The 21730-nt window shown below is 66.9% G+C and carries 19 protein-coding genes; 5 read left to right on the top strand and 14 right to left on the bottom strand.

Annotation, left to right across the window (positions count from 1 at the left end; genetic code table 11):
- The first annotated feature begins 146 nt into the window (after positions 1 to 146).
- Together groES and groL are read left to right on the top strand one after the other, a co-directional pair.
- Positions 147 to 440, top strand: coding sequence for a co-chaperone GroES (groES, locus tag QTI68_RS19105; protein ID WP_286523553.1), 294 nt, complete (start codon positions 147 to 149; stop codon positions 438 to 440).
- Positions 441 to 519: 79 nt separating this feature from the next.
- On the top strand, positions 520 to 2175 hold the full coding sequence (gene groL / locus QTI68_RS19110) for a chaperonin GroEL (protein ID WP_286523554.1): 1656 nt from the start codon (positions 520 to 522) through the stop codon (positions 2173 to 2175).
- Between the two features lie 81 nt (positions 2176 to 2256).
- Here groL and QTI68_RS19115 read toward each other — a convergent pair whose 3' ends face one another.
- The 3 genes from QTI68_RS19115 to tal form a co-directional block, all read right to left on the bottom strand.
- Positions 2257 to 2607 carry a DUF805 domain-containing protein gene (locus QTI68_RS19115; RefSeq protein ID WP_286523555.1) on the bottom strand — a complete coding sequence of 117 codons (351 nt, stop codon included), beginning with the start codon at positions 2605 to 2607 and terminating at the stop codon, positions 2257 to 2259.
- A gap of 81 nt (positions 2608 to 2688) precedes the next feature.
- Positions 2689 to 4245 carry a glucose-6-phosphate isomerase gene (gene pgi / locus QTI68_RS19120; RefSeq protein WP_286523557.1) on the bottom strand — a complete coding sequence of 519 codons (1557 nt, stop codon included), beginning with the start codon at positions 4243 to 4245 and terminating at the stop codon, positions 2689 to 2691.
- Positions 4245 to 5192 carry a transaldolase gene (gene tal, locus QTI68_RS19125; protein ID WP_286523558.1) on the bottom strand — a complete coding sequence of 316 codons (948 nt, stop codon included), beginning with the start codon at positions 5190 to 5192 and terminating at the stop codon, positions 4245 to 4247. The genes pgi and tal overlap by 1 nt, the downstream gene beginning before the upstream one ends.
- A 112-nt stretch (positions 5193 to 5304) precedes the next feature.
- Between tal and QTI68_RS19130 the strand changes: the two genes are divergently transcribed.
- Positions 5305 to 5973 carry a lipocalin family protein gene (locus QTI68_RS19130; RefSeq protein WP_286523559.1) on the top strand — a complete coding sequence of 223 codons (669 nt, stop codon included), beginning with the start codon at positions 5305 to 5307 and terminating at the stop codon, positions 5971 to 5973.
- Here the strand turns inward: QTI68_RS19130 and QTI68_RS19135 are convergent.
- The 4 genes from QTI68_RS19135 to QTI68_RS19150 are packed head-to-tail and all read right to left on the bottom strand — an operon-like array spanning position 5919 to position 10872.
- Positions 5919 to 6554, bottom strand: a complete 636-nt coding sequence (locus QTI68_RS19135; protein ID WP_353506434.1) for an HAD family hydrolase — start codon at positions 6552 to 6554, stop codon at positions 5919 to 5921. The two genes, QTI68_RS19130 and QTI68_RS19135, sit on opposite strands and share 55 nt — an antisense overlap.
- Before the next feature lie 23 nt (positions 6555 to 6577).
- A complete protein-coding gene (locus QTI68_RS19140; RefSeq protein ID WP_286523562.1) occupies positions 6578 to 7624 on the bottom strand; it encodes an ABC transporter ATP-binding protein in 1047 nt (348 codons plus the stop codon).
- 13 nt (positions 7625 to 7637) lie between these two features.
- Positions 7638 to 9848: an ABC transporter permease gene (locus QTI68_RS19145; RefSeq protein ID WP_286523564.1), complete on the bottom strand. Its 2211-nt coding sequence runs from the start codon at positions 9846 to 9848 to the stop codon at positions 7638 to 7640.
- A 4-nt stretch (positions 9849 to 9852) separates the two neighbouring features.
- Positions 9853 to 10872 carry an ABC transporter substrate-binding protein gene (locus QTI68_RS19150; protein WP_286523566.1) on the bottom strand — a complete coding sequence of 340 codons (1020 nt, stop codon included), beginning with the start codon at positions 10870 to 10872 and terminating at the stop codon, positions 9853 to 9855.
- Positions 10873 to 11007: 135 nt separating this feature from the next.
- Here QTI68_RS19150 and zwf point away from each other — a divergent pair, with 135 nt between their 5' ends.
- Positions 11008 to 12477: a glucose-6-phosphate dehydrogenase gene (gene zwf, locus QTI68_RS19155; protein ID WP_286523568.1), complete on the top strand. Its 1470-nt coding sequence runs from the start codon at positions 11008 to 11010 to the stop codon at positions 12475 to 12477.
- Between the two features lie 18 nt (positions 12478 to 12495).
- On the opposite strand, the gene QTI68_RS19160 is transcribed toward zwf, so the two are convergent.
- From QTI68_RS19160 to QTI68_RS19190, 7 genes are all read right to left on the bottom strand, one after another.
- Positions 12496 to 13488, bottom strand: coding sequence for an ABC transporter ATP-binding protein (locus tag QTI68_RS19160; protein WP_286523570.1), 993 nt, complete (start codon positions 13486 to 13488; stop codon positions 12496 to 12498).
- Positions 13485 to 14477: an ABC transporter ATP-binding protein gene (locus tag QTI68_RS19165; RefSeq protein ID WP_286523571.1), complete on the bottom strand. Its 993-nt coding sequence runs from the start codon at positions 14475 to 14477 to the stop codon at positions 13485 to 13487. Before QTI68_RS19165 ends, QTI68_RS19160 begins: the two co-directional genes overlap by 4 nt.
- 16 nt (positions 14478 to 14493) lie before the next feature.
- A complete protein-coding gene (locus tag QTI68_RS19170) occupies positions 14494 to 15405 on the bottom strand; it encodes an ABC transporter permease (protein WP_286523572.1) in 912 nt (303 codons plus the stop codon).
- Positions 15406 to 15491: 86 nt separating this feature from the next.
- Positions 15492 to 17075 (bottom strand): ABC transporter substrate-binding protein, encoded by a 1584-nt coding sequence (locus QTI68_RS19175; protein WP_286523574.1) that lies wholly within the window; start codon positions 17073 to 17075, stop codon positions 15492 to 15494.
- 27 nt (positions 17076 to 17102) lie between these two features.
- On the bottom strand, positions 17103 to 18356 hold the full coding sequence (locus QTI68_RS19180) for a M20 aminoacylase family protein (RefSeq protein ID WP_286523576.1): 1254 nt from the start codon (positions 18354 to 18356) through the stop codon (positions 17103 to 17105).
- Positions 18357 to 19337, bottom strand: a complete 981-nt coding sequence (locus QTI68_RS19185) for an ABC transporter permease (protein WP_286523577.1) — start codon at positions 19335 to 19337, stop codon at positions 18357 to 18359. It abuts the gene before it with no gap.
- 161 nt (positions 19338 to 19498) lie between these two features.
- On the bottom strand, positions 19499 to 20818 hold the full coding sequence (locus QTI68_RS19190; RefSeq protein WP_286523578.1) for a porin: 1320 nt from the start codon (positions 20816 to 20818) through the stop codon (positions 19499 to 19501).
- Positions 20819 to 21100: 282 nt separating this feature from the next.
- On the opposite strand from QTI68_RS19190, the gene coq7 reads away from it, so the two are divergent.
- Entirely contained in the window at positions 21101 to 21730 is a 630-nt protein-coding gene (gene coq7 / locus QTI68_RS19195) for a 2-polyprenyl-3-methyl-6-methoxy-1,4-benzoquinone monooxygenase (RefSeq protein WP_286523580.1), read from the top strand.

Raw genomic sequence — 21730 nt, forward strand, 5'->3', positions numbered from 1 at the left:
GTCTCTCCGCCTTGAAAAGCCAAAAAACACCCTTATGATTAGCACTCGTTGCAGTTGAGTGCTAACAGCGCCGCCTGCCCAACGATGTGGTATCGGCACAACGCCGACGCCCGACCCAACCCCGTTCCCATCAGGAGATGCAAGCAATGAAACTTCGTCCTTTGCACGATCGCGTGATCGTCAAGCGCATTGAAAGCGAAACCAAGACCGCCTCGGGCATCGTGATCCCCGACAACGCCGCCGAAAAGCCCGATCAGGGTGAAGTCCTCGCCGTCGGTCCTGGCAAGAAGAACGACAAGGGCGACCTGATCTCGATGAACATCAAGGTCGGCGACCGCGTCCTGTTCGGCAAGTACAGCGGCCAGACCGTCAAGGTCGATGGCGACGAACTGCTGGTCATGAAGGAAGACGACCTGTTTGCGGTCGTTGAAGCCAAGTAATTTTGCGGGAAAGACCAGTCGACGCGAAGCGCGACTGCTCTGTCCCCAACTGATCAATTAATTTTCTCGGAGAAATCTCATGGCAGCAAAAGACGTAGTCTTCGGCGGCGAAGCCCGCGCGCGCATGGTCGAAGGTGTGAACATCCTCGCCAACGCAGTCAAAGTGACCCTGGGCCCCAAGGGCCGCAACGTGGTGCTCGAGCGCTCCTTCGGCGCCCCCACCGTGACCAAGGACGGCGTGTCGGTCGCCAAGGAAATCGAACTCAAGGACAAGCTCCAGAACATGGGCGCCCAGCTCGTGAAGGAAGTGGCCTCCAAGACTTCGGACAACGCCGGTGACGGCACCACCACCGCGACCGTGCTGGCCCAGGCCATCGTTCGCGAAGGCTTCAAGCTGGTCGCCGCCGGCATGAACCCGATGGACCTGAAGCGCGGCATCGACAAGGCGGTCACCGCCCTGGTCGCCGAGCTGAAGAAGGCTTCCAAGGCCACCACCACCTCGAAGGAAATCGCGCAAGTCGGCTCGATCTCGGCCAACAGCGACGAAACCATCGGCAAGCTCATCGCTGACGCGATGGACAAGGTCGGCAAGGAAGGCGTGATCACCGTCGAAGACGGCAAGTCGCTCGACAGCGAACTCGATGTCGTCGAAGGCATGCAGTTCGACCGCGGCTACCTGTCGCCCTACTTCATCAACAACCCCGAAAAGCAATCCGCGATTCTGGACAACCCCTTCGTGCTGCTGTTCGACAAGAAGATCAGCAACATCCGCGACCTGCTCCCGACGCTGGAACAAGTCGCCAAGGCCGGCCGTCCGCTGCTGATCATTGCCGAAGAAGTCGAAGGCGAAGCCCTGGCGACCCTGGTCGTGAACACGATCCGCGGCATCCTGAAGGTCGTGGCCGTCAAGGCACCTGGCTTCGGCGACCGCCGCAAGGCCATGCTGGAAGACATCGCCATCCTGACGGGCGGCAAGGTCATCGCTGAAGAAGTGGGCCTGACCCTCGAGAAGGTGACCCTGGCCGACCTCGGCCAAGCCAAGCGCATCGAAGTGGGCAAGGAAAACACCATCATCATCGACGGCTCCGGCGCTGCTGGCGACATCGAAGCCCGCGTGAAGCAAGTGCGCGTGCAGATCGAAGAAGCGACCAGCGACTACGACCGCGAAAAGCTGCAAGAGCGCGTGGCCAAGCTGGCCGGCGGTGTTGCCGTGATCAAGGTCGGCGCTGCCACCGAAGTCGAAATGAAGGAAAAGAAGGCTCGCGTCGAAGACGCCCTGCACGCCACCCGCGCTGCAGTGGAAGAAGGCGTCGTGGCCGGCGGCGGCGTGGCACTGCTGCGTGCCAAGCAAGCCGTGGGCGACTCGCTAAAGGGCGACAACGCCGACCAGGACGCCGGCATCAAGCTGGTGCTCAAGGCCATCGAAGCGCCCCTGCGCGAGATCGTCAACAACGCCGGCGGCGAAGCCTCGGTGGTGGTGAACGCTGTGTTGGCCGGCAAGGGCAACTACGGCTTCAACGCCGCCAACGACACCTACGGCGACATGCTCGAGCTGGGCATCCTGGACCCGACCAAGGTGACCCGCACCGCACTGCAGAACGCCGCTTCGGTGTCCTCGCTGCTGCTGACGACCGAAGCGATGGTCGCCGACGCACCGAAGGACGAGGCCGGTGCTGGCGGCGGCGGCATGCCCGACATGGGCGGCATGGGCGGCATGGGCGGCATGGGCATGTAATCGGCCCCCGGCGCCAAGCCAATCAAAAAGCCCCGCAGCGCGAGCTGCGGGGCTTTTTTTCGTTCCGGTGGTGGCGCGGCCTCAGACGCCGGCCGGCATGGCGCCGGACGGCGGCCCGTAGGCGTTCGACTCGGGCTGGCTGGGCTGGACCATGAAATAGAGCAGCACCAGGGTGCCGATCACCGGCACCAGCCCGAGCAGCAGGAACCAGGCGCTGCGGCCCACGTCATGCAGGCGCCGCGCGCCGACCGCCAGCAGGGGCAGCAGGAAGGCCAGCACCACGAGGTAGTACAGGAACTCGTGGATGAAACCCGCCACGAAGGCCGAGATGACATAGGCCAGGATGAACCACCAGTATTCGGGCCGGGTCGCCCGGCCGGAAAACTCGACGTACTTGCGAAAGCAGGTCTGGACCGCCTGTTGAAAGTTCATGAGCAACTCCTCTTGATGTTTTCCCACGGGACAACCCCGCAATCATCATATCGAGCAGCCTGCTCCCGGTGATGACGAAAGCTAGGCGCGCGGGCGAAGCCGCGCCAGCAGCCCGGCCGTGGAGGCGTCCAGCCCCGCCACGTCGCCCGACGCCAGCCGCGGCTCGATGTCCCTGGCCAGCACCTTGCCGAGCTCGACGCCCCACTGGTCGAAGCTGTTGATGCCCCAGAGCGCGCCGCTGGTGAACACGCGGTGTTCGTACAGGGCCAGGAAGGCGCCGAGCGACTCCGGCGTCAGCTGCTCGAAGACGAAGAAGGTGCTCGGCCGGTTGCCGGGAAAGTTCTTGTGGCCGCCGGCGTCGCGCTGGCCGACCATGAGCGCCTGCGCCTGCGCCAGCGCATTGGCCAGCAGCTTGGAATGGTGGCCGGGGAGATCGTGCGCCGCGTCACGCACCGCGATGAACTCCAGCGGCGTCACGTCGGTGCCCTGGTGCAGCATCTGGAAATACGCATGCTGCCCGTTGGTGCCGGGCTCGCCCCACAACACCGGCGAGGTGCCGAAGGTGAGCAGCTGGCCAGCCATGTCGACCTGCTTGCCGTTGCTTTCCATCTCGAGCTGCTGCAGGTAGGCCGGCAGGCGCTTCAGCGCGCTGTGGTAGGGCGCGATGCTGCGGGTCGTGAACCGATGGAAATTGCGATACCAGACGTCGAGCAGGCCGAGCCGCACCGGCAGGTTCTGCGCCAGCGGGGCGGTGCGGAAGTGCTCGTCCATCGCATGCGCGCCGGCCAGCAGGCCCCGGAAGCCGTCCGCGCCGATCGCCAGCGCGATCGGCAGCCCGATGGCCGACCACATCGAATAGCGGCCGCCGACCCAGTCCCAGAAACCGAAGGTGGTGTCGATGCCGAAGGCCTTCGCGGCCGCGACATTGGTGGTGAGCGCCGCGAAGTGGCGCGCGATGTCGACGCCGCCCGACTGCTCGAACCAGCGCTTGGCCGACTGCGCGTTGGCCATGGTTTCGGCCGTGGTGAAGGTCTTCGAGGCGATCAGGAACAGCGTGTGCTCGGGCGCCAGCCCGCGCAGGATGCCGGCCAGTTCGTGGCCGTCGACGTTCGAGACGAAATGAAAGCGCTTGCCCGGCGCGACGAACTGGTCGAGCGCCAGCACCGCCATCTGCGGCCCGAGGTCGGAACCCCCAATGCCGATGTTGACGACGTCGGTGATGGTCGAGTCCGCGCGCACTTTCTCGGCGTAGGCGAGCATCGCATCGAGCGTGGCCTGGACGTCGCCGAAGGCCGCGGCCAGGTCGCCGCCCACCGGCGCGGAAGCCGGGCGGCGCAGCAAGGTATGCAGCACCGCGCGGTCTTCGGTCGCGTTGATGTGGCGGCCCGCGAACATCGCGTCGCGGTGCGCCTCCAGCCCCGATTCGCGCGCAACGTCGAGCAGCAGCTGCTCGGTACGCGCATCGAGGAGGTTCTTCGACAGGTCGGCGAAGACGTGCGGTGCCGACTGGCTCAGCGCCGCGAAACGCCCCGGATCGTTCGCGAAGGCCTGGCGCATGTCGAATGCGAGGCCGACGCTGTCGTAGTGCTTCTGGAGCGTGGCCCAGGCAGCCGTGCCGTCGCAGCGAATGTGGGTCATCACGCCTCCATCAGTTTTTCGAGTTTCACGGCATCGGCCGCGAAGGCACGGATGCCCTCGGCCAGCTTCTCGGTCGCCATGGCGTCCTCGTTCAGCGCGAAGCGGAACGCGGCCTGGTCGAGCGACACCTTCGGGATCTCCAGGCGCTGGGCCGCCTCGGCGTCGAGCGCATGCGGGAGCGGGGCCTCGCTGGCGGCCAGCTCGGCCAGCAGTTCGGGGCTGATGGTCAGCAGGTCGCAGCCAGCCAGCGCGGCGATCTGGCCGACGTTGCGGAAGCTGGCGCCCATCACCTCGGTCGCGATCCCGTTCTTCTTGTAGTAGTCGAAGATCTGGCGCACGGATTTCACGCCCGGATCGTTGGCGCCCGCATTGGCGGCCTCGTTCCACTGGCTGCCCTGCGACTTCTTGTGCCAGTCGTAGATGCGGCCGACGAAGGGCGAGATCAGCTGCACCTTGGCAGCCCCGCAGGCCACTGCCTGGGCGAACGAGAACAGCAGCGTCAGGTTGCAGTGGATGCCCTTCTGCTCAAGCTGGCGCGCCGCCTCGATGCCTTCCCAGGTCGAGGCGATCTTGATCAGCAGGCGCTTGGACACATCGATGCCCTCGGCCCGATAGAGCGCGACGATGCGCTCGGCCCGATCGATGGTCGCCTGCGTGTCGAAACTCAGGCGCGCATCGACCTCGGTCGACACCCGGCCCGGAATGATCGACAGGATTTCGGTGCCGAAACGCACCAGCAGGCGGTCGATGACCTCGTCGACCGGTGCCCCCTTGTGTTTCCTGACCACCTCGTCCAGCAGAGGACGGTAGTCCGCCTTCTGGACCGCCTTCAGGATCAGCGACGGATTGGTGGTCGCATCCTGCGGCTTGAACTGGGCGAGCTGGCGGAAATCACCGGTGTCTGCGACCACGGTGGTCCATTGGCGGAGGGCATCGAGTTGGTTCATGCGGCCATTATCCCGCCGCAGCACTACATGGCGTGTGGTCCGTGACTGACGCGGCGGCCACTTGCCGCCCGCTAGGCTCGACTGTCGATTGATCGCCTTCCGGAGAAATCCCATGCCCTGCCACACCCCTCGTGCAACGCCGCCCGCCGCCTTCGACGACCGCGCCCACAGCGCTTCGATCGGAACCCTCGCGGCGGCCTTCTGCGTCGGCGGCGCCCTGACCCTGCTGGCCCTCACCAACTCGCGCACGGCACGGGCCCAGACCGTCGCCGGCCCGGCCGATGGCGCGCCTCTGATGCGCGCGCCGCTGCAGGTGGTGGCGCCGGTGGATCTCAAGCGCTATGCAGGCCTGTGGCACGAGCAGGCGCGGCTCCCCAACCGGTTCCAGAAACAATGCACCGGCGCCGTCTCGGCAGAGTACACGCCCCTGGAGGACGGCAGCGTCGAGGTGCGCAACCGCTGCATCCTGGCCGACGGCAGCTTCGACGAATCCGTGGGATCGGCACGGCAGGTGCCGGTCGCCGGCCAACCCGGCGCCGGCCGCCTCGAGGTCCGCTTCGCCCCCGAGTGGCTGGGCTGGCTGCCGCTGGTCTGGGGCGACTACTGGATCCTCAAGCTCGACCGCGACTACCAGGTGGCCCTGGTGGGCACGCCGAACCGCAAGTACCTGTGGGTGCTGTCGCGGGTGCCGCGGCTCGACGCAGCCGCGCTGCAGGCCGAACTGGACTACGCCCGCACGCTGGGCTTCGATGTCGACAAGGTCGAGCTGACCGGCAGGTAGCCGGCCAGTTGCCGCGGCAAGGCGCTGGGCCGCTCGCAATGGATCGCCTGCCAGCCGAGTTCGCGCGCCGCCAGCACATTGGCCAGCGAGTCGTCGATGAACACGGTGTCAGCGGCCGCCAGCCGGTACTGGGCGGCGAGCAGTTCGTAGATCTCGCGCTGCGGCTTGATCATCTGGACGTCGCCCGAGAAAATGCCGCCGTCGAACCATTGGAAGAAGGGATGCCGGTACTCGAGCACCCGGGCGTACGGCGACGGCATGTTCGACAGGTAGTAAAGCCGCAGATCCTCCCCGGCATCCCGGCGCGCCCGCAGGCTTGCCAGCAATTCGACCGTGACCGGGATCGGCTCGAGCCGCTCGCCCATGGGCGCCAGGACTTCGCTCAAGCGGTCGGCCGGCAGCGCCAGCCGCAATGCCATCCGGCCGATGGCATCGTCCAGGCTGTGGGTGCCGCGGTCGAAACCCAGCCAGTCCTCGTGATGGAACATCTGGCGCGCGAGCGCGTGGGCGGCTTCTGCCGTAGGCGCATGGGGCGCCAGCTGGTTCTGGACGAGCGCGACGGGCTCCCAGGTCAGGAGCACGGCTCCGAGATCGAAAACGACATTCATAAGGCAACGGGGACGACGGAAACGCCATGGCTGGCGAGGGACAGGGTGGTCTGCGCACCGGCGGCCAGCGGCCGCGTGAGGTCGGACGACACCACGAACACCGGGCCCAGCGCGGTGTCGAAAGCATATTCGTAAAAGCTGCCCAGGTAGGCCGCCTTGCGCAAGGTCGCCGGCAGGCCGATGGCGGCGCCGATCAGCCAGGCCTCGGGACGCACTGCGACCTTGACGAAGCCCGGCGCGACGTCGTAGCGCGGCGTCAGGGTCAAGGGGCCGAGCTCGACCCGGCCGTCTGGCTGGGCCAGCGCCGGGAACACCATCGCCTCGCCCATGAACCCGGCCACGAATTCGCTCGTCGGGTGGCCGTAGAGCTGCTCCGGCGTGCCCTGCTGAGCGATCACGCCGTGGTCCATCACGATGATCTGGTCGCTGACCGCCAGCGCCTCGCTCTGGTCGTGGGTGACGTAGGCGACCGTCAGTTGCAATCTTTGCTGCAGGTTGCGGATCTCCTCGCGCATCTCGCGGCGCAGCCGGGCGTCTAGGTTGGACAACGGCTCGTCGAACAGCAGCACGGCCGGTTCCAGCACCAGCGCCCGCGCCAGCGCGACGCGCTGCTGCTGCCCGCCCGACAGCTCGCTCGGCAGCCGCTGGTCGAAGTCGACCAGCCCGACGCCCCTGAGCGCCTCGCGGGCCCGCGCCGCCGCCTCGGGCTTGCGCAGGCCGCTCATGCGCAGGCCGTAGCCGACGTTCTCGATCACGTTCATGTGCGGGAACAGCGCGTAGCTCTGGAACATCATGCTGACGTTGCGCTCGGCCGGCCCCAGCGTGGTCACGTCGCGCCCGCCCATGAGGATCGTGCCCGAGGTCGGCGACTCGAGCCCGGCGATCATGCGCAGCGTGGTGGTCTTGCCGCAGCCCGAGGGCCCGAGGATGGTGGTCAGCGTGCCCGCGGGCACCTCGAAGCTGATGCCCTTGACGGCCAGCGGCGCGCGCGCATTGCTGCCGTAGCGCTTGGTGATGTTGCGCAGTTCGATGCCCTGGCTCATTGTTGCTCCGTGTTCAATGGGCGGCCACCGCGATGCTCGGCACGCCCTGCTTGCGCCGCCCCAGCTTGCGCTCGCCGACCAGCAGCTGCACCGCCGCGATCGCGACCGACATCAGGATCATCAGCACGGTGCAGTAGGCCAGCGCGATGCCGTAGTCGCCGTTGCCGACCCGGCCGATGATGTAGGTGGTCGCCAGTTCGTTCTCGGCCGTGACCAGGAAGATCACCGCGCTCACCGTGGTCATCGCCCGCACGAAGCTGTAGACCAGCGCCGCCACGAGGGCCGGCTTCAGCAGCGGGAGCACCACCTTGAACAGCGTCTGCGAGGTCGAGGCTCGCAGCATCAGCGAGGCCTCGTCGAGCGAGCGGTCGAGCTGCTTGAAGGCGGCCGTGCCCGCCCGCACGCCGACCGGCAGGTTCCGGAACATGAAGCACAGCACGATGATCAGGCCGGTTCCGGTGAGCTCCAGCGGCGGCACGTTGAAGGCCAGGATGTAGCTCACGCCGAGCACCGTGCCCGGAATCGCGAAGGCCAGCAGCGCCGCGAACTCGAACGCGCCCTGCCCCTTGAACTCGTTGCGCGCCAGCAGCCAGGCGATCAGCAGGCCGAGCCCCGCAGTGAGCGGCGCCGAGATGCCGGCCAGCTTGACCGTGGTGATCAGCGAGTTCCATGCCGTGCCGGCCCAGACGATGCCGAACTGCCCCCATTCGAGCGCGAACGCGGTCTTGAAATGGTTCAGCGTGAAGGTGTAGTCGCGGCCCCAGGTCTGGACGAAGCCGCCCGCGAAGGCGAACAGGTAGACCACCACCGTGAAGGCGATCCATGGCAGCGCGATGCCGTAGATGGTGCGGCGCACGCCGGCCGGCAGCGCCATCGCGATGCCGGCGTCGCCCTTGCCGCTGACCGTGGTGTAGTTCTGCTTGCCGAGCACGGCGCGCTGGAGCGCGAACACGCCGAGCGCGAAGAGCGTCAGCACCCAGGCCAGCGAGGCGGCGCGGCCCTGGTCGTACTGGGCACCGACGATGGCGAAGAAGATGTCGGTCGACAGCACCGAGAACTGGCCGCCCACCACCACCGGATTGCCGAAGTCCGCGATGCTCTCGATGAAGCCGACCAGGAAGGCGTTCGCGAGCCCGGGCTTGAGCAGCGGCAGGGTGACCGTGAAGAAGGTGCGGCGGCGGTCGGCGCGCAGCATCTGCGCCGCCTCCTCGAGGCTGGGCGAGACGCCCTGCACCACGCCGCGCATGATCATGAAGGCGATCGGCGTGAAGGCGAAGAGCTGTGCCACCAGCACGCCCGGCATGCCGTAGAACCAGCGCGTGGGCTCGATGCCGAAGGCGCTCTCGAGCAGCTGGTTGACGACGCCGGCGCGTCCGAACAGCAGGATCAGGCCGAGCCCGACCACGAACGGCGGCGTGATGATCGGCAGCAGCGCCAGCACCCGCAGCGGGGCCTGCCAGCGCCGGCTGCCGCGCTCGGCCATCAGCGCCATCAGCGTGCCGAGGAAGGTGGTGCCGGCGGCGGTCAGCAAGGCCAGCACCAGCGTGTTCCAGGCCACGCCGCAGCGCACGCCGCCGGCCAGGCAGCCCAGGCCCCAGACCCGCTCGGTGCCGATGCGCGCCACGAAGGCCGCGAAGGACGCGCGGCCGTCCTCGTCCAGGAGGGCGCCGGCCAGCGCCTTGCTGACCGGGTAGGCGATGAACAGCGCCATCAGCACGCCGCAGCCCACCACCGCGCCGGAGACGAACAGGTCGCCCTTGAAGAAGCCGAGCCGCGCCAGCCCGAAGGCGGCGAGCAGGATCAGCGCCGAGAGCGCGATGAAGCCGCCGGCGCCGATGCCGAACTGGTTGACCGGCAGCTCGCCGAGCCGGGCGTTGAGAACCGGCAGGGTCCAGCCGCGAGCGCCGATCAGGAAGGCGCTGAGCGCCAGGCCGATCGCCCCGACCGCGCCGCCCACCAGCAGCAGCCGGCCCTGGGTGCGGCCGGTGGGCAACAGGGCGCCGAGCGCGCAGATCGCCAGCCCGAACAACCCGATCCAGAGCCAGCTGCGGGCCTGCAGAAGCGCCTGCATGACGCCGTTGGCGCCTTCGGCGGAACCGAAGACCTGCGGCAGCGCCTCCCACCAGCTGGTGTCCTGGATCGCATACCAGGGCAGCACGAAGTAGGCCAGCAGCCCCGCCGCGACGCAGGTCCAGACCGGTGCATTGGGGCGCCGAGAAGACATGCTCTCAGCGCGGCAGCGAGTTGACGTCCTTCTCCCAGCGCGCGATCAGGCGTTTGCGTTCGGCGCTGGCGCCGTACTTGGCGTAGTCGTAGTCGATCATCTTGATCTTCTTGAAGTCCGGCACGTTGGCATCGACCGGCGTCGCCTTGTTCGACGGCAGCTGGAACTGCTTGGCCGCGGCGCCGAATGTCTGGGCCTGCGGCGTCAGCGCCCATTCGTAGAACTTCTTGGCCTCGGCCAGGTTGCGCGCGCCCTTGACGATGCTCATCGAGCCGATCTCGGCGCCGGTGCCTTCGGACGGCGTCACCGTCTGGACCGGGAAGCCCTGCATCCGCTCCTGCGGCGCATCGTGGACGAAGCTGATCGACACCGCGGTCTCGCCGCGCGCCACCGCCTTGATCGGGCCGGTGCCCGAGCGCGTGTACTGGCCGACGTTCTTGTGCAGGCCCTTGAGGTACTCGAAGGCCTTGTCCTCGCCCATCAGCTGGACCAGGGTCGCAATCATCGTGTAGGCGGTGCCGCTGGAGGCCGGGTTGGCGACCTGGATGTCGCCCTTGTATTCGGGCTTGAGCAGATCGGCCCAGCTGCGCGGCACGGCCAGCTTTTTCTTCTGCAGCAGTTCGGTGTTGTAGCCGAAGCCCAGCGGCCCCGAGTAGATGCCGACGGTCTTCCAGCCCGACTGCTGGGCCTGCTGCTGGGCCCACGGATAGAGCTGCGGCAGGCTGGGCGACTTGTATTCGAGCGTCAGGCCCGATTCGGCCGCCTGCAGATGCGGGTCGCCGGTGCCGCCGAACCAGACGTCGGTCTTGGGGTTCTCTTTCTCGGCGATCAACTGCGCCAGCGCCTCGCCTGAACCCTTCAGCGACATGTTGAGCTTGACGCCGGTGGTGCGTGCGTAGACCGTGGCGATCATGTTGCACCATTCGGCCTGCACCGAGCAGATGACGTTGACGGTCTGGGCCGAAGCGGCGCCCGTGGCGCCCAGCAGCGCAGCCGCCGCGGTCATCGCAAAAATCTTCTTCATCAGGACCTCTCAAGAACAAAAAAGGCCCCGCGGGCCGCTTTTCAGCTTATCGCGTACCGGACCGCGCAGGATCGGTACAAGTACCATTCGCTGAAAGCTGCATGCTCGGCCCTCAACAACACCACGGATGTATCCATGAGTTTCGACCTCGTCCTCTTTGGCGGTACCGGTGACCTCGCATGGCGCAAGCTGATGCCGGCACTGTTCCAGGCCTTCCGCCACGGCAGCCTGCCCGAAGGCGGGCGCATCATCGGCGTGGCGCGCGACGACCTCAGCGACGATGCCTACCGCGAGCTGATCCAGTCGCGCTTCGCGGCGGTCGAGGGCGCCAAGCGGCCCTCGCCCGAGGAGTTCAAGCAGTTCGCCTCGATGCTGTACTTCCAGCGCATGGACCTCTCGAAGCCCGAGGACTACGCCAAGCTCGGCGAACTGCTGAAGCAGCGCAATGCCGACACCGTCGTGATGTACCTCGCGACCGCGCCCGGGCTCTTCACCCAGGCGGTCGAGCAGCTGGCCGTCGCCGGGCTCAACGGCCCGCACGTGCGCCTGGTGCTCGAGAAGCCGCTCGGCCATGACCTGGCGTCGAACCGCGAGATCAACAGTGCGGTGCGCAAGGTGCTGACCGAGCAGCAGGTGTTCCGCATCGACCACTACCTGGGCAAGCCCTCGGTGCAGAACCTGTTCGCGATGCGCTTCGGCAACGCGCTGTTCGAGCCGATCTGGCGCCGCGAATACATCGCCAACATCCAGATCACGATCGCCGAGGACCTCGGCGTCGAGAAGCGCGGTGCCTTCTACGACCAGACCGGCGCACTGCGCGACATGGTGCAGAACCATGCGCTGCAGCTGGTCTGCGCAATCGGCATGGAACCGCCGATCAACGCCCATGCCGACGCCATTCGCGACGAGAAGCTCAAGGTGCTGCGGGCGCTCAAGCCCTGGACCGCCGAATCGATCGGGATGCACGCGATCCGCGGCCAGTATGCGGCCGGTACCGCCTACGGCGAGCGCGTCCAGGGCTACCGCGACGAACCCGGTGTCGACCCCGAGAGCCGCACCGAGACCTTCGTCGCGCTGCGCACCGAGATCGCCAACTGGCGCTGGGCCGGCGTGCCGCTCTATATCCGCACCGGCAAGCGGCTGGGTTCGCGCGACGCCCGCATCGAGATCAGCTTCCGCCAGACGCCGCATGCGATCTACAGCGCGCCGACCAACGCGGTCAACAAGCTGGTGATCAACCTGCAGCCCAAGGACGGGCTCGAGCTGCACATGCTGGCCCAGGCGCAGGACAAGCGCCAGCGCAACGGCAACCGGCACGCCGGCCCGCAGCTGGCACCGGTGCAGCTCGATCTCGACTTCGACAAGCGCTTCGGGACCGAGCGCGTCGGCGCCTACGAGCGGCTGCTGCTCGATGTCATCGACGGCCGGCTGAACCTGTTCGTGCGCAGCGACGAGCAGGAAGAAGCCTGGCGCTGGGTCGAGCCGCTGATCGACAGCTGGGCCTCGGACGGGGCGCCGCGTCCGTACGCGGCCGGCACCTGGGGGCCAAGCGCGTCGAGCGCGATGATCGCCCGCGACGGCTACGCCTGGGGCGAAGAGCAGTAGCCCTCGCGCCGGAAGGTCTCAGTCTCTGTTTTCTTCCACCGCGTGGCAGGCCACCTGCACGCCGCGCAGCATCTGCAGCGGCGGCCGCTCGGTCTTGCAGCGCTCGTTGGCCAGCGGGCAACGCGGATGGAAGGTGCAGCCGCTCGGCGGGTTCAAGGGGTTCGGCACCTCGCCCTGCACCGGCGTGCGGCGGCGGCCGGTGTGCTTCATCTGCGGGATCGCATCGAGCAGCATGCGGGTGTAGGGATGCTGCGGCGTGGCGAACAGCTGCGCCTTGTCCGCCACCTCCACCAGCCGACCGAGATACATCACGCCGACCTGGTCGGCCACGTGCCGCACCACCGCCAGGTTGTGCGAGATGAAGAGATAGGTCAGGCCCTGCGCGCGCTGCAGGTCCTTCATGATGTTGAGCACCTGCGCCTGCACGCTGACGTCGAGTGCCGAGGTCGGCTCGTCGCAGACCAGGAACTCGGGCTGGGTCGCCAGGGCCCGCGCGATCGAGATCCGCTGCCGCTGGCCGCCGGAGAACTGGTGCGGGTACTTCACCATGTCGAGCGGGCTCAGGCCGACCGACTGCAGCAGCTCGCCGACGCGCGCCTTGAGTGCCGGGCCTTCCTTCAGGATGCCGTGCTCGCGCAGCGGCTCGCCGACGATGTCCTCGACGATCCAGCGCGGGTTGAGGCTCGCGTACGGGTCCTGAAAAATCATCTGCACGCGCCGGCGCAGGATGCGCCCCTCGGCGGTCTTGAAGGCGGCGTGCGCGTCCTGGCCGTCGAACTGCATGCCGCCACGGGTCGGCTCGTAGAGGCCGACCAGCAGGCGCGCCACCGTGCTCTTGCCGCAACCGGACTCGCCCACCAGCGCCAGCGTCTGGCCGCGCTCGATCGAGAAGCTCACGCCGTCGACCGCCTTCAGCTGCACGCGCGGCTTGCGCTCGAGCACCCGGTTGAGCCAGGGCGGCGAGACATCGAAGCTCTTCGCCAGGTCGTGCGCCTGGACCAGCGCCGTCATGCCAAACCCCCATAGGCCGGCGACGCGGTGTGCACCTCGTGCAGCCAGCAGGCGGCGCGGGTCGCGCCGGCATTGAACAGGTCCGGGCGCTCGGTCATGCAATGGTCGAACACGCGCGGGCAACGTGGGTTGTAGGCGCAGCCGCGCGGGATCGCGTTGAGGCGCGGCATCGCGCCATCGATCTGGTTCAGGCGTTCGCGGTCCATCGTCATGTCGGGAATGGCGGCCATCAGGCCCGCGGTGTAGGGGTGGGCGGGCTGGTGGATCACCTCGTGCACCGGCCCGATCTCGGCCACCCGGCCCGCATACATCACGGCCACGCGGTCGCAGGTCTCGGCGATCACGCCCATGTCGTGCGTGATCAGCATCACCGCAGCGCCGCGATCCTTGCAGATGCCCTTGAGCAGTTCGATGATCTGCGCCTGGATCGAGACGTCGAGGGCCGTGGTCGGCTCGTCGGCGACGATCAGCTTCGGCTCGGCCGCCAGCGCCAATGCGATCACCACGCGCTGCCGCATGCCGCCCGAGAACTGGTGCGGAAAGTGGTCGATGCGCTGTTCCGCCGCCGGGATGCCCGTGTCCTGCAGCAGGCCGATGGCGCGCCGCCGCGCCTCGCTCTCGCTCACCGGCAGGTGCGCGCGGATGGTCTCCACCAGCTGCCGGCCCACGGTGTACAGCGGATTCAGCGAGGTCAGCGGATCCTGGAAGATCGCGCCGATCTTGCGCCCGCGGATGTGGCGCATCGCCTCGTGGCCGAGGTTGTCGATGCGCTGCCCTTCGAGGAGGATCTCGCCGCCGGCCACGCGGCCCGGCGGCTCCAGCAGGCCGATGATGGCGGCGCCGGTGAGCGACTTGCCGGCACCGGACTCACCCACCACGCCGAGGATCTCCCCCGGCGCGATCTCGAAGGAAATGTCGTCCAGCGCACGCAGCGTGCCGCGGCGGTGCGGGAACTCGACGACCAGGTTCCGAACTTGCAGAAGACTCATGTGCGGGGCTCCAGCTTCAGCGCAAGCGCGGGTTCAAGGCATCGCGCAGCCAGTCGCCCAGCAGGTTGACGCTGAGCGAGATCAGCACCAGCATCGCGCCCGGGAACACCGTGATCCACCATTCGCCCGAGAACAGGTAGTCGTTGCCGGTCCGGATCAAGGTGCCCAGCGAGGGTGAGGTCGGCGGCACGCCGACGCCCAGGAACGACAGGGTGGCTTCGGTGATGATCGCGGTCGCGACCTGGATCGTGGCCAGCACCATCACCGGCCCCATGACGTTCGGCAGCACGTGGCGCATCATGATGCGCCAGCGCGAAACGCCGGTCACGCGCGCCGCCTGCACGTACTCCTTGCTGCGCTCGACCAGCGTCGAGCCGCGCACGGTGCGGGCGTACTGCACCCAGCCGGTCAGCGAGATCGCGACGATCAGCACGCCGAAGGCGACCGAGGTCGGCGCGTCGGGAAACAGTGCCCGGCCGACGCCGGCCATCAGCAGGGCGATCAGGATCGGCGGGAACGACAGCATCACGTCGCAGACCCGCATCAGGAAGGCATCGAGCCAGCCGCCCCAGAAGCCGGCGAGCAGGCCGAGCATCACGCCGACCAGGACCGACAGCACCACCGAGACGATGCCGACGACCAGCGAGATGCGGGCGCCGTAGATCACGGCCGAGAGAATGTCCCGGCCCTGGTCGTCGGTGCCGAGCAGGTATTTGGTGGACCCCTCGGGGCTCCAGACTGGCGGCAGGCGGGCATCGCCGAGTTCGAGCGTGGCCAGGTCGAAGGGATTGTGGGGCGTCACCCAGCCGGCGAAGACGGCGCAGAACAGGCACAGGAACGCGATGACGGCGGCGATCATCGCGACCGGCGAGTTGCGGAAGCTGTGTCCGACATCGCTGTCGAGCCAGCGCGCTAGGGTTTTTTTCATCGAGGAGCGAAAAGAAGGCGCCTATGGCCGGAAGCGATCGGGCCTGGCGGGCCGCCCGGAGGCGGCTCGCCAGGCCCGCCATTGCGTTACGGCTTGATGCTCATCCACTTGAAGTACATGAAGTTGTCGGCCAGCTGCGTCAGCTCGACCTTCTTGCTCACGCCCCAGGCCAGCGACTGCTGGTGCAGCGGCAGGTGGCCGACGTCGTCCATGTGGATCGTGAAGGCTTCCTTGATCATCGCGTCGCGCTTGCCCTTGTCGCTTTCCGACTGGATCTTCTTGGTCAGGTCGTCGAGCTTCGGATTGCAGTAGGCGCCCAGGTTGAACTGGCCCGCGCCCTTGTCGTCCGGGCAGGCGGTGAGCGACGACAGCGCGTTGTGCGCGTCATAGGTGGTCGGGGTCCAGCCCAGCAGGTAGAAGCTGGTGTCGCGGCGCAGGATCTTCGGGAAGTAGGTGCCCTTGGTCTCGGTCGCGAGGTTGATCTTGACGCCGATCTTCGCGAGGTTGGAGGCCACGCTCTGGCAGATCTGGCCGTCGTTCACGTAGCGGTCGTTCGGGCAGTTCAGCGTGACTTCGAAGCCGTTCGGGTAGCCCGCATCGGTGAGCAGCTTCTTGGCGGCGTCGACGTCGAAGGGCAGGCGCTTGTCCTGCTGCTCGCTCCAGCCGTTGACACCCGGGCCGACCAGCAAGGCGGTCGGGCGCGAGGCACCGCGCATCACGGTCTTCTGGATGCCGACGATGTCGATGGCCTGGAAGAAGGCCTGGCGCACGCGCTTGTCCTTGAACGGGTTCTTGCCCTTGACGCTGGAATAGAGCAGCTCGTCGCGCTTCTGGTCCATCCCCATGAAGATGGTGCGCAGCTCGGGGCCGGTGATCACGCGAGCGTTGGGGCTGGCCGTGATGCGCGCGATGTCCTGCACCGGCACCGGCTCCATCACGTCGACCTGGCCCGACACCAGCGCGGCGACGCGGGTCGCCGGATTGGCGATCGGCGTGAAGATGATCTCCTGCGCGTTGCCTTCGATCTTGCCCCAGTAGTTGGCATTGCGCGTGAAGACGGTGCGGACATCGGGCTGGCGCTCGCGGACGCGGAACGGACCGGTGCCGTTGGCCTTGAACGACGCGGTGTTCTCGATGCCCTTGCGCTTGTCGACGGGCTTGGCGGCGCCGTTCTCCTCGCACCACTTCTTGCTCATGATCATGGTCAGCGAGATCACGTCGGGCAGGATCGGGAAGGCACCATTGGTCTCGATCTCGACCGCCAGGTCACCCACCTTGCGCACTTCCTTGATGTCGCTCAGCGTGGCCTTCATGTCGGAGCCGTCGCCCTTGGCCCGGGCGAAGCTGAAGACCACGTCGTCGGCGGTGAACGGCGTGCCGTCGTGGAACTGCACGCCCTTGCGCAATTCGAAGCGCCAGACGTTGGGCGAGGTCTGCTTCCAGCTGGTGGCCAAAAGCGGCGCCAGGCTCAGGTCCTTGTTGCGGCCGGTCAGGGTCTCGTAGACGTTGGCCGCTACGCTGAGCTGCAGGGATTCGTTGAGCGAATGCGGATCGAGCGACAACGCGTCGCCCTGGTTGGCGATACGGATCGTCTGGGCACCGGCCATCAGGCTCGCGGTCGCCAGCACGGACAGGATCGCGGCCGCGACCACGCTTTTCTTCAGACTCATGGGAAGCACTCCTCGGGTTGGAAAGATTCAGGCGGCCGTCGAGACGGTCCTGTTTTTTGTTGTGCCGGCCTTGGCGGCCAGCGGCATGCCCTGCTCGACCAGGCCCGCATGCAAGGCGGCGCCCAACGGCAGAATCTCGTCGTTGAAGTCGTACTGGCTGTTGTGCAGAAAAGCGCCGCCGCGGGCGTCCTGACCGATGCGCAGGTAGGCGCCGGCCTTCTTCTGCAGCATGAAGGAGAAATCTTCGGCGCCCATGCTGGGCTCCATGTTGCGCTCGACGTTGTGCGCGCCCACCAGGGCCTGCGCCACGTCGCCAGCGAACTGGGCCTCGGGGGCTGTGTTGATCGTGGCCGGATAGATGCGCTCGAACTTCACCTGGGCCGAGGCGCCGAAGCCCGCGGCCACCGCGCTGCTGAGTTCGACCAGGCGCCGCTCGACCTGCTCCTGCACACGCGAGCTGAAGGTGCGCACGGTGCCGACCAGCGTCGCCTTGCCCGGCACCACGCTCATCGCGCCCAGGTCGCCGGCGTGCACGGCGCAAATGCTGACCACCGCGGCATCGATCGGCCGCACATTGCGCGACACGATGCTCTGCACCGCCGTGATGATGTGGGCCGACACCACCACCGGGTCGACCGTCAGGTAGGCATGGGCCCCATGGCCGCCCTTGCCCGTGACTTCGATCGTGATGCGATCCGCCGCCGCCATCATCGCGCCGCGATTGATGCCGACCGTGCCGGCCGGCATGCCGGGCCAGTTGTGCATGGCATAGACCGAGTCGACCGGGAAGCGGTCGAAGAGGCCGTCCTCGATCATCACCCGGGCGCCCGCGAAACCTTCCTCGCCGGGCTGGAAGATGAGCACCGCGGTGCCATCGAAGTTGCGCGTCTCGGCCAGGTAGCGCGCCGCGCCGACCAGCATCGCGGTATGACCGTCGTGGCCGCAGCCATGCATCAGGCCCTGCTTGCCCGAGCGCCACGCGAAGTCGTTGTCCTCGGCCATCGGCAGCGCATCCATGTCGGCGCGCAAGCCCAGCATGCGGCCGCTGGCCGTGCTGCGGCCACGGATCACGCCAACCACGCCGGTCTTGCCGATGCCGGTGTGGATCTCGTCCACGCCGCAGGCCTTCAGCGCCTCGTGGACGCGGCCCGAGGTGTAGACCTCTTCGAAGCCGAGTTCGGGATGCGCGTGCAGGTCGCGCCGGAACGCGGTCAGTTCGGGATGGAGGCGGGCGATGTGCGCAAAGGGCCTGCCGGCCGCCTGCAGTCGGGGTTCAGTCATTCAGTGGCCTCCGGCGTTGCTGATCCTCAACCTCGGATCGACCACGAAATAGAGCAGATCGACCACGAGATTGATGACGACGAAGATGAGGGCGATCAGGCACAGGTACGCGGCCATCACGGGGATGTCGGCGAAGGTCACGGCCTGGATGAACAGCAGCCCCATGCCGGGCCACTGGAATACCGACTCGGTGATGATCGAGAACGCGATCAGGCCGCCGAGCTGCAGCCCGGTGATGGTCATCACCGGCACCAGCGTGTTCTTGAGCGCATGACCGAAATGGATCGCGCGGTCGGACAGGCCCCGTGCCCGCGCGAACTTGATGTAGTCGGCGCGCAGCACCTCGAGCATCTCGGCGCGCACCAGCCGCATGATGAGCGTCAGCTGGAAGATCGCCAGCGTGATCGCGGGCAGCACGATGTGCATCCAGCCATCGGACTTCAGCAGGCCGGTGCTCCACCAGCCCATCTGCACCGTCTCGCCGCGGCCGAAGCTGGGGAACCAGCCCAGGTGCACCGCGAACACCAGGATCAGCAGGATGCCGATCAGGAAGGTCGGCAGCGAGACGCCGAGCAGCGACAGCGTCATGAAGACCTGGCTGGTGACGCTACCGCGCCGCAGCGCCGTGTAGACGCCCATCGGGATGCCGATGACCAACGCCAGCACCGCGGCCACCAGCGACAGTTCGAGCGTCGCGGGGAAGCGCTCGCCGATCAGCCGCGAGACCTTGGCGCCCTGCCGCAGGCTGAGGCCGAATTCGCCCTGCGCTGCATTGACTAGGAAGTGCCAGAACTGCACGAAGAAGGGCTTGTCGAGCCCCAAGGCGGCGCGCAGTTCGCGGATCTGCTCGGGCTTGGCGTCCTGGCCGAGCAGGAAGACGACCGGATCGCCCACGTACTGGAACAGGAGGAAGGCGAAGAAGGCGACCGCGACCATGACGATCACGGCCTGGATCAGGCGGCGCAGTACGAAAGCAATCATTCAGAAACAAGAGTGACCAATGATGCTAGCAGAGCAAGCTGCGTGCCCAAGCGGGGGTTCCCCGGGGGTGCGCCGCCTGTTCGGCCATGAAAAAAGCCACTCGACTTTCGTCGAGTGGCTTTCAAGACTTCCCATTGATGCTGGCTTGCGCCAGCGTCAAATCAGAAAGCGTGACGGATACCGAAGTCGTAGCCGGTCGAGCTCTTCGGCACGCCGGTCACAATGGTGGCGCTCGACGAGAAGAAAGCCGGGCCGCCCAGCGTCAGGTCAGCACCGTCCTTGTTGCTCAGGTACGCCACCGTTGCGTACAGGGCCGTACGCTTCGACAGGTTGTGCACATAGCCCAGGGCGAACTTGTCAGCCTTGGCGTCGTCATTGAAGCCGAGGAACGGGTTGGCCGGGTTGATCAGCGAACCGGTGTTCTTGTAGTTGACTGCCGAGTACGACAGGCGGATCAGGCCAGGACCGACAGGAACGGTCGCGCCGATCAGCCAGCCGTCAGCACCAGGGTTACGCCAGCCGAACGGGTTGGTCACACCAGCGATGAAGTTCGTCGAGCTCTCTTGCTTCAGTTCAGCATTCGAGTATTCACCGAACAGCTTGACCACGCCGAAGTCGTACGAAGCACCGAGGTTCCAGGTGTTCAGGTTGTTCGTCGTGCCGGCGTAGAAGTTCGACGCGATGGTGCTTTGGCCGTAGGCGATCGCAACGTCCAGGGGACCGTTGGCGTAGCCGACGCGACCACCACCGTAGCGGCCAGCGCGCTCATTGCCAGGAATGAGCAGCAGCGCGGGGTTGTTCACGATGGCAACCGAGCCGGGAGGGGTCAGGCCGCCCGGATCGTAGCTGGTCTTCTCGTTGAACGAGTACATCACCTGGCCATAGAAACCACCCAGGTTCGGCGGCAGGAAGTAGCCGACCGAGTTGCTGGCGCGAACGTAGTTCTGGTTAGCGGTGAAGCCACCCGTGCGGGCGCCGTTGCTGCTGAAACCGTTGGCGGTGGAGATCAGGTTGGTACCAACGCCGTTGGTGCCGAACGGATCGAACACGGTGTCGTTCCAGAACGTCGGGGTGTAGTCGCGACCGAGGCGCACTTCACCGAAGTTGCCCGACAGGCTGACCGTCGAACGACGGTTGAAGTTCAGGCCACCACCGGTAGCAGCACCGTTGCCGTCATCGTTGCTCATGCCGGCTTCGAGCCAGAAGCTGGCAGCCAGGCCACCACCGAGGTCTTCCGTACCACGGAAGCCCAGACGGCTGGAGTTGTAGCCCGAGTTGGTCAGTTGCGTCTTGCTGGTCGTAACGCTTTGGGTGCCGAAGATCGGCAGGCCATTGACGTTACCCAGGAACACCGGCTGGTCCGTCTTGTTCGAAATGCCGTTGATCGTCGCGTCAACCACACCGAACAGGGTGACCGACGACTGAGCCGAGGCAATACCGGCAACAGCCAGAGCAGCCAGGGCAACTAGAGATTTTTTCATTGCAAGTTTCTCCAAGGTTAAACATAGGGCTCCGGTGCGAAGGGCTCACCGTGACTGGCACTTTGTGCTCCCACCGGACCCCGGGCCAACCTCCTTTTGGGAAGTTGTCGCTATTGCACCAGAGCCGCTTCGGGAGGGCAAAGCAATTCGCCCGAAAAGGCGGCCGGGCGAGGCGTTTCGTTGCAGCGGTGCAACAAAGCTTTGGCCCGCTTGTCCGCTTCATGATGTGGAACGTTGGCGCTCCATGCATGTGACATTTTGTACATCGGTTCCAATCACTTCATGAACCGAACGCTTGACTCCGTCCTGGGCGCGGCCGACGCGGCGCTGCGCACTCTTTTTGCCAAGCCGCATGCGACGCGGGCGCTGCCCGCGCCCGCGGTGGCGGGAGGCAGCCTGAGCGAGGCCGAGCGGCGCGAGGCCGGCGCCCTGATGCGGGTCAACCATGTCGGGGAGGTGTGCGCACAGGCACTCTATACGGCACAGGCGGCGGTCACGCGGGACCCTGCCCTTCGGCGGCACTTCGAAGAGGCGGCGCGCGAGGAAACCGACCACCTGGCCTGGACCCAGCAGCGGATCGACGACCTGGGGAGCCACGCGTCGGTCCTGAACCCGCTCTGGTACCTGGGCGCATTCGGGCTCGGACTGGTGGCTGGCCGCTTCGGGGATGCGACCAGCCTGGGCTTCGTGGCCGAGACCGAGCGCCAGGTCGAAGCGCATCTCGATGGCCATCTCGACCGCCTGCCGGCGGCCGACACCGCCTCGCGCGCCGTGGTCGAGCAGATGAAAGTGGACGAGGCCCGTCACGCGGCCCAGGCCTGGAACGCCGGGGCCAAGGAGTTGCCGGCGCCGGCCAAGGCCTTGATGCGGATGGCCTCCCGCGTCATGACCACGGTCGCGCACAGGATCTGA

Source organism: Variovorax sp. J31P207 (genome assembly GCF_030316965.1).
Lineage (GTDB): Bacteria > Pseudomonadota > Gammaproteobacteria > Burkholderiales > Burkholderiaceae_C > Variovorax > Variovorax ginsengisoli_B.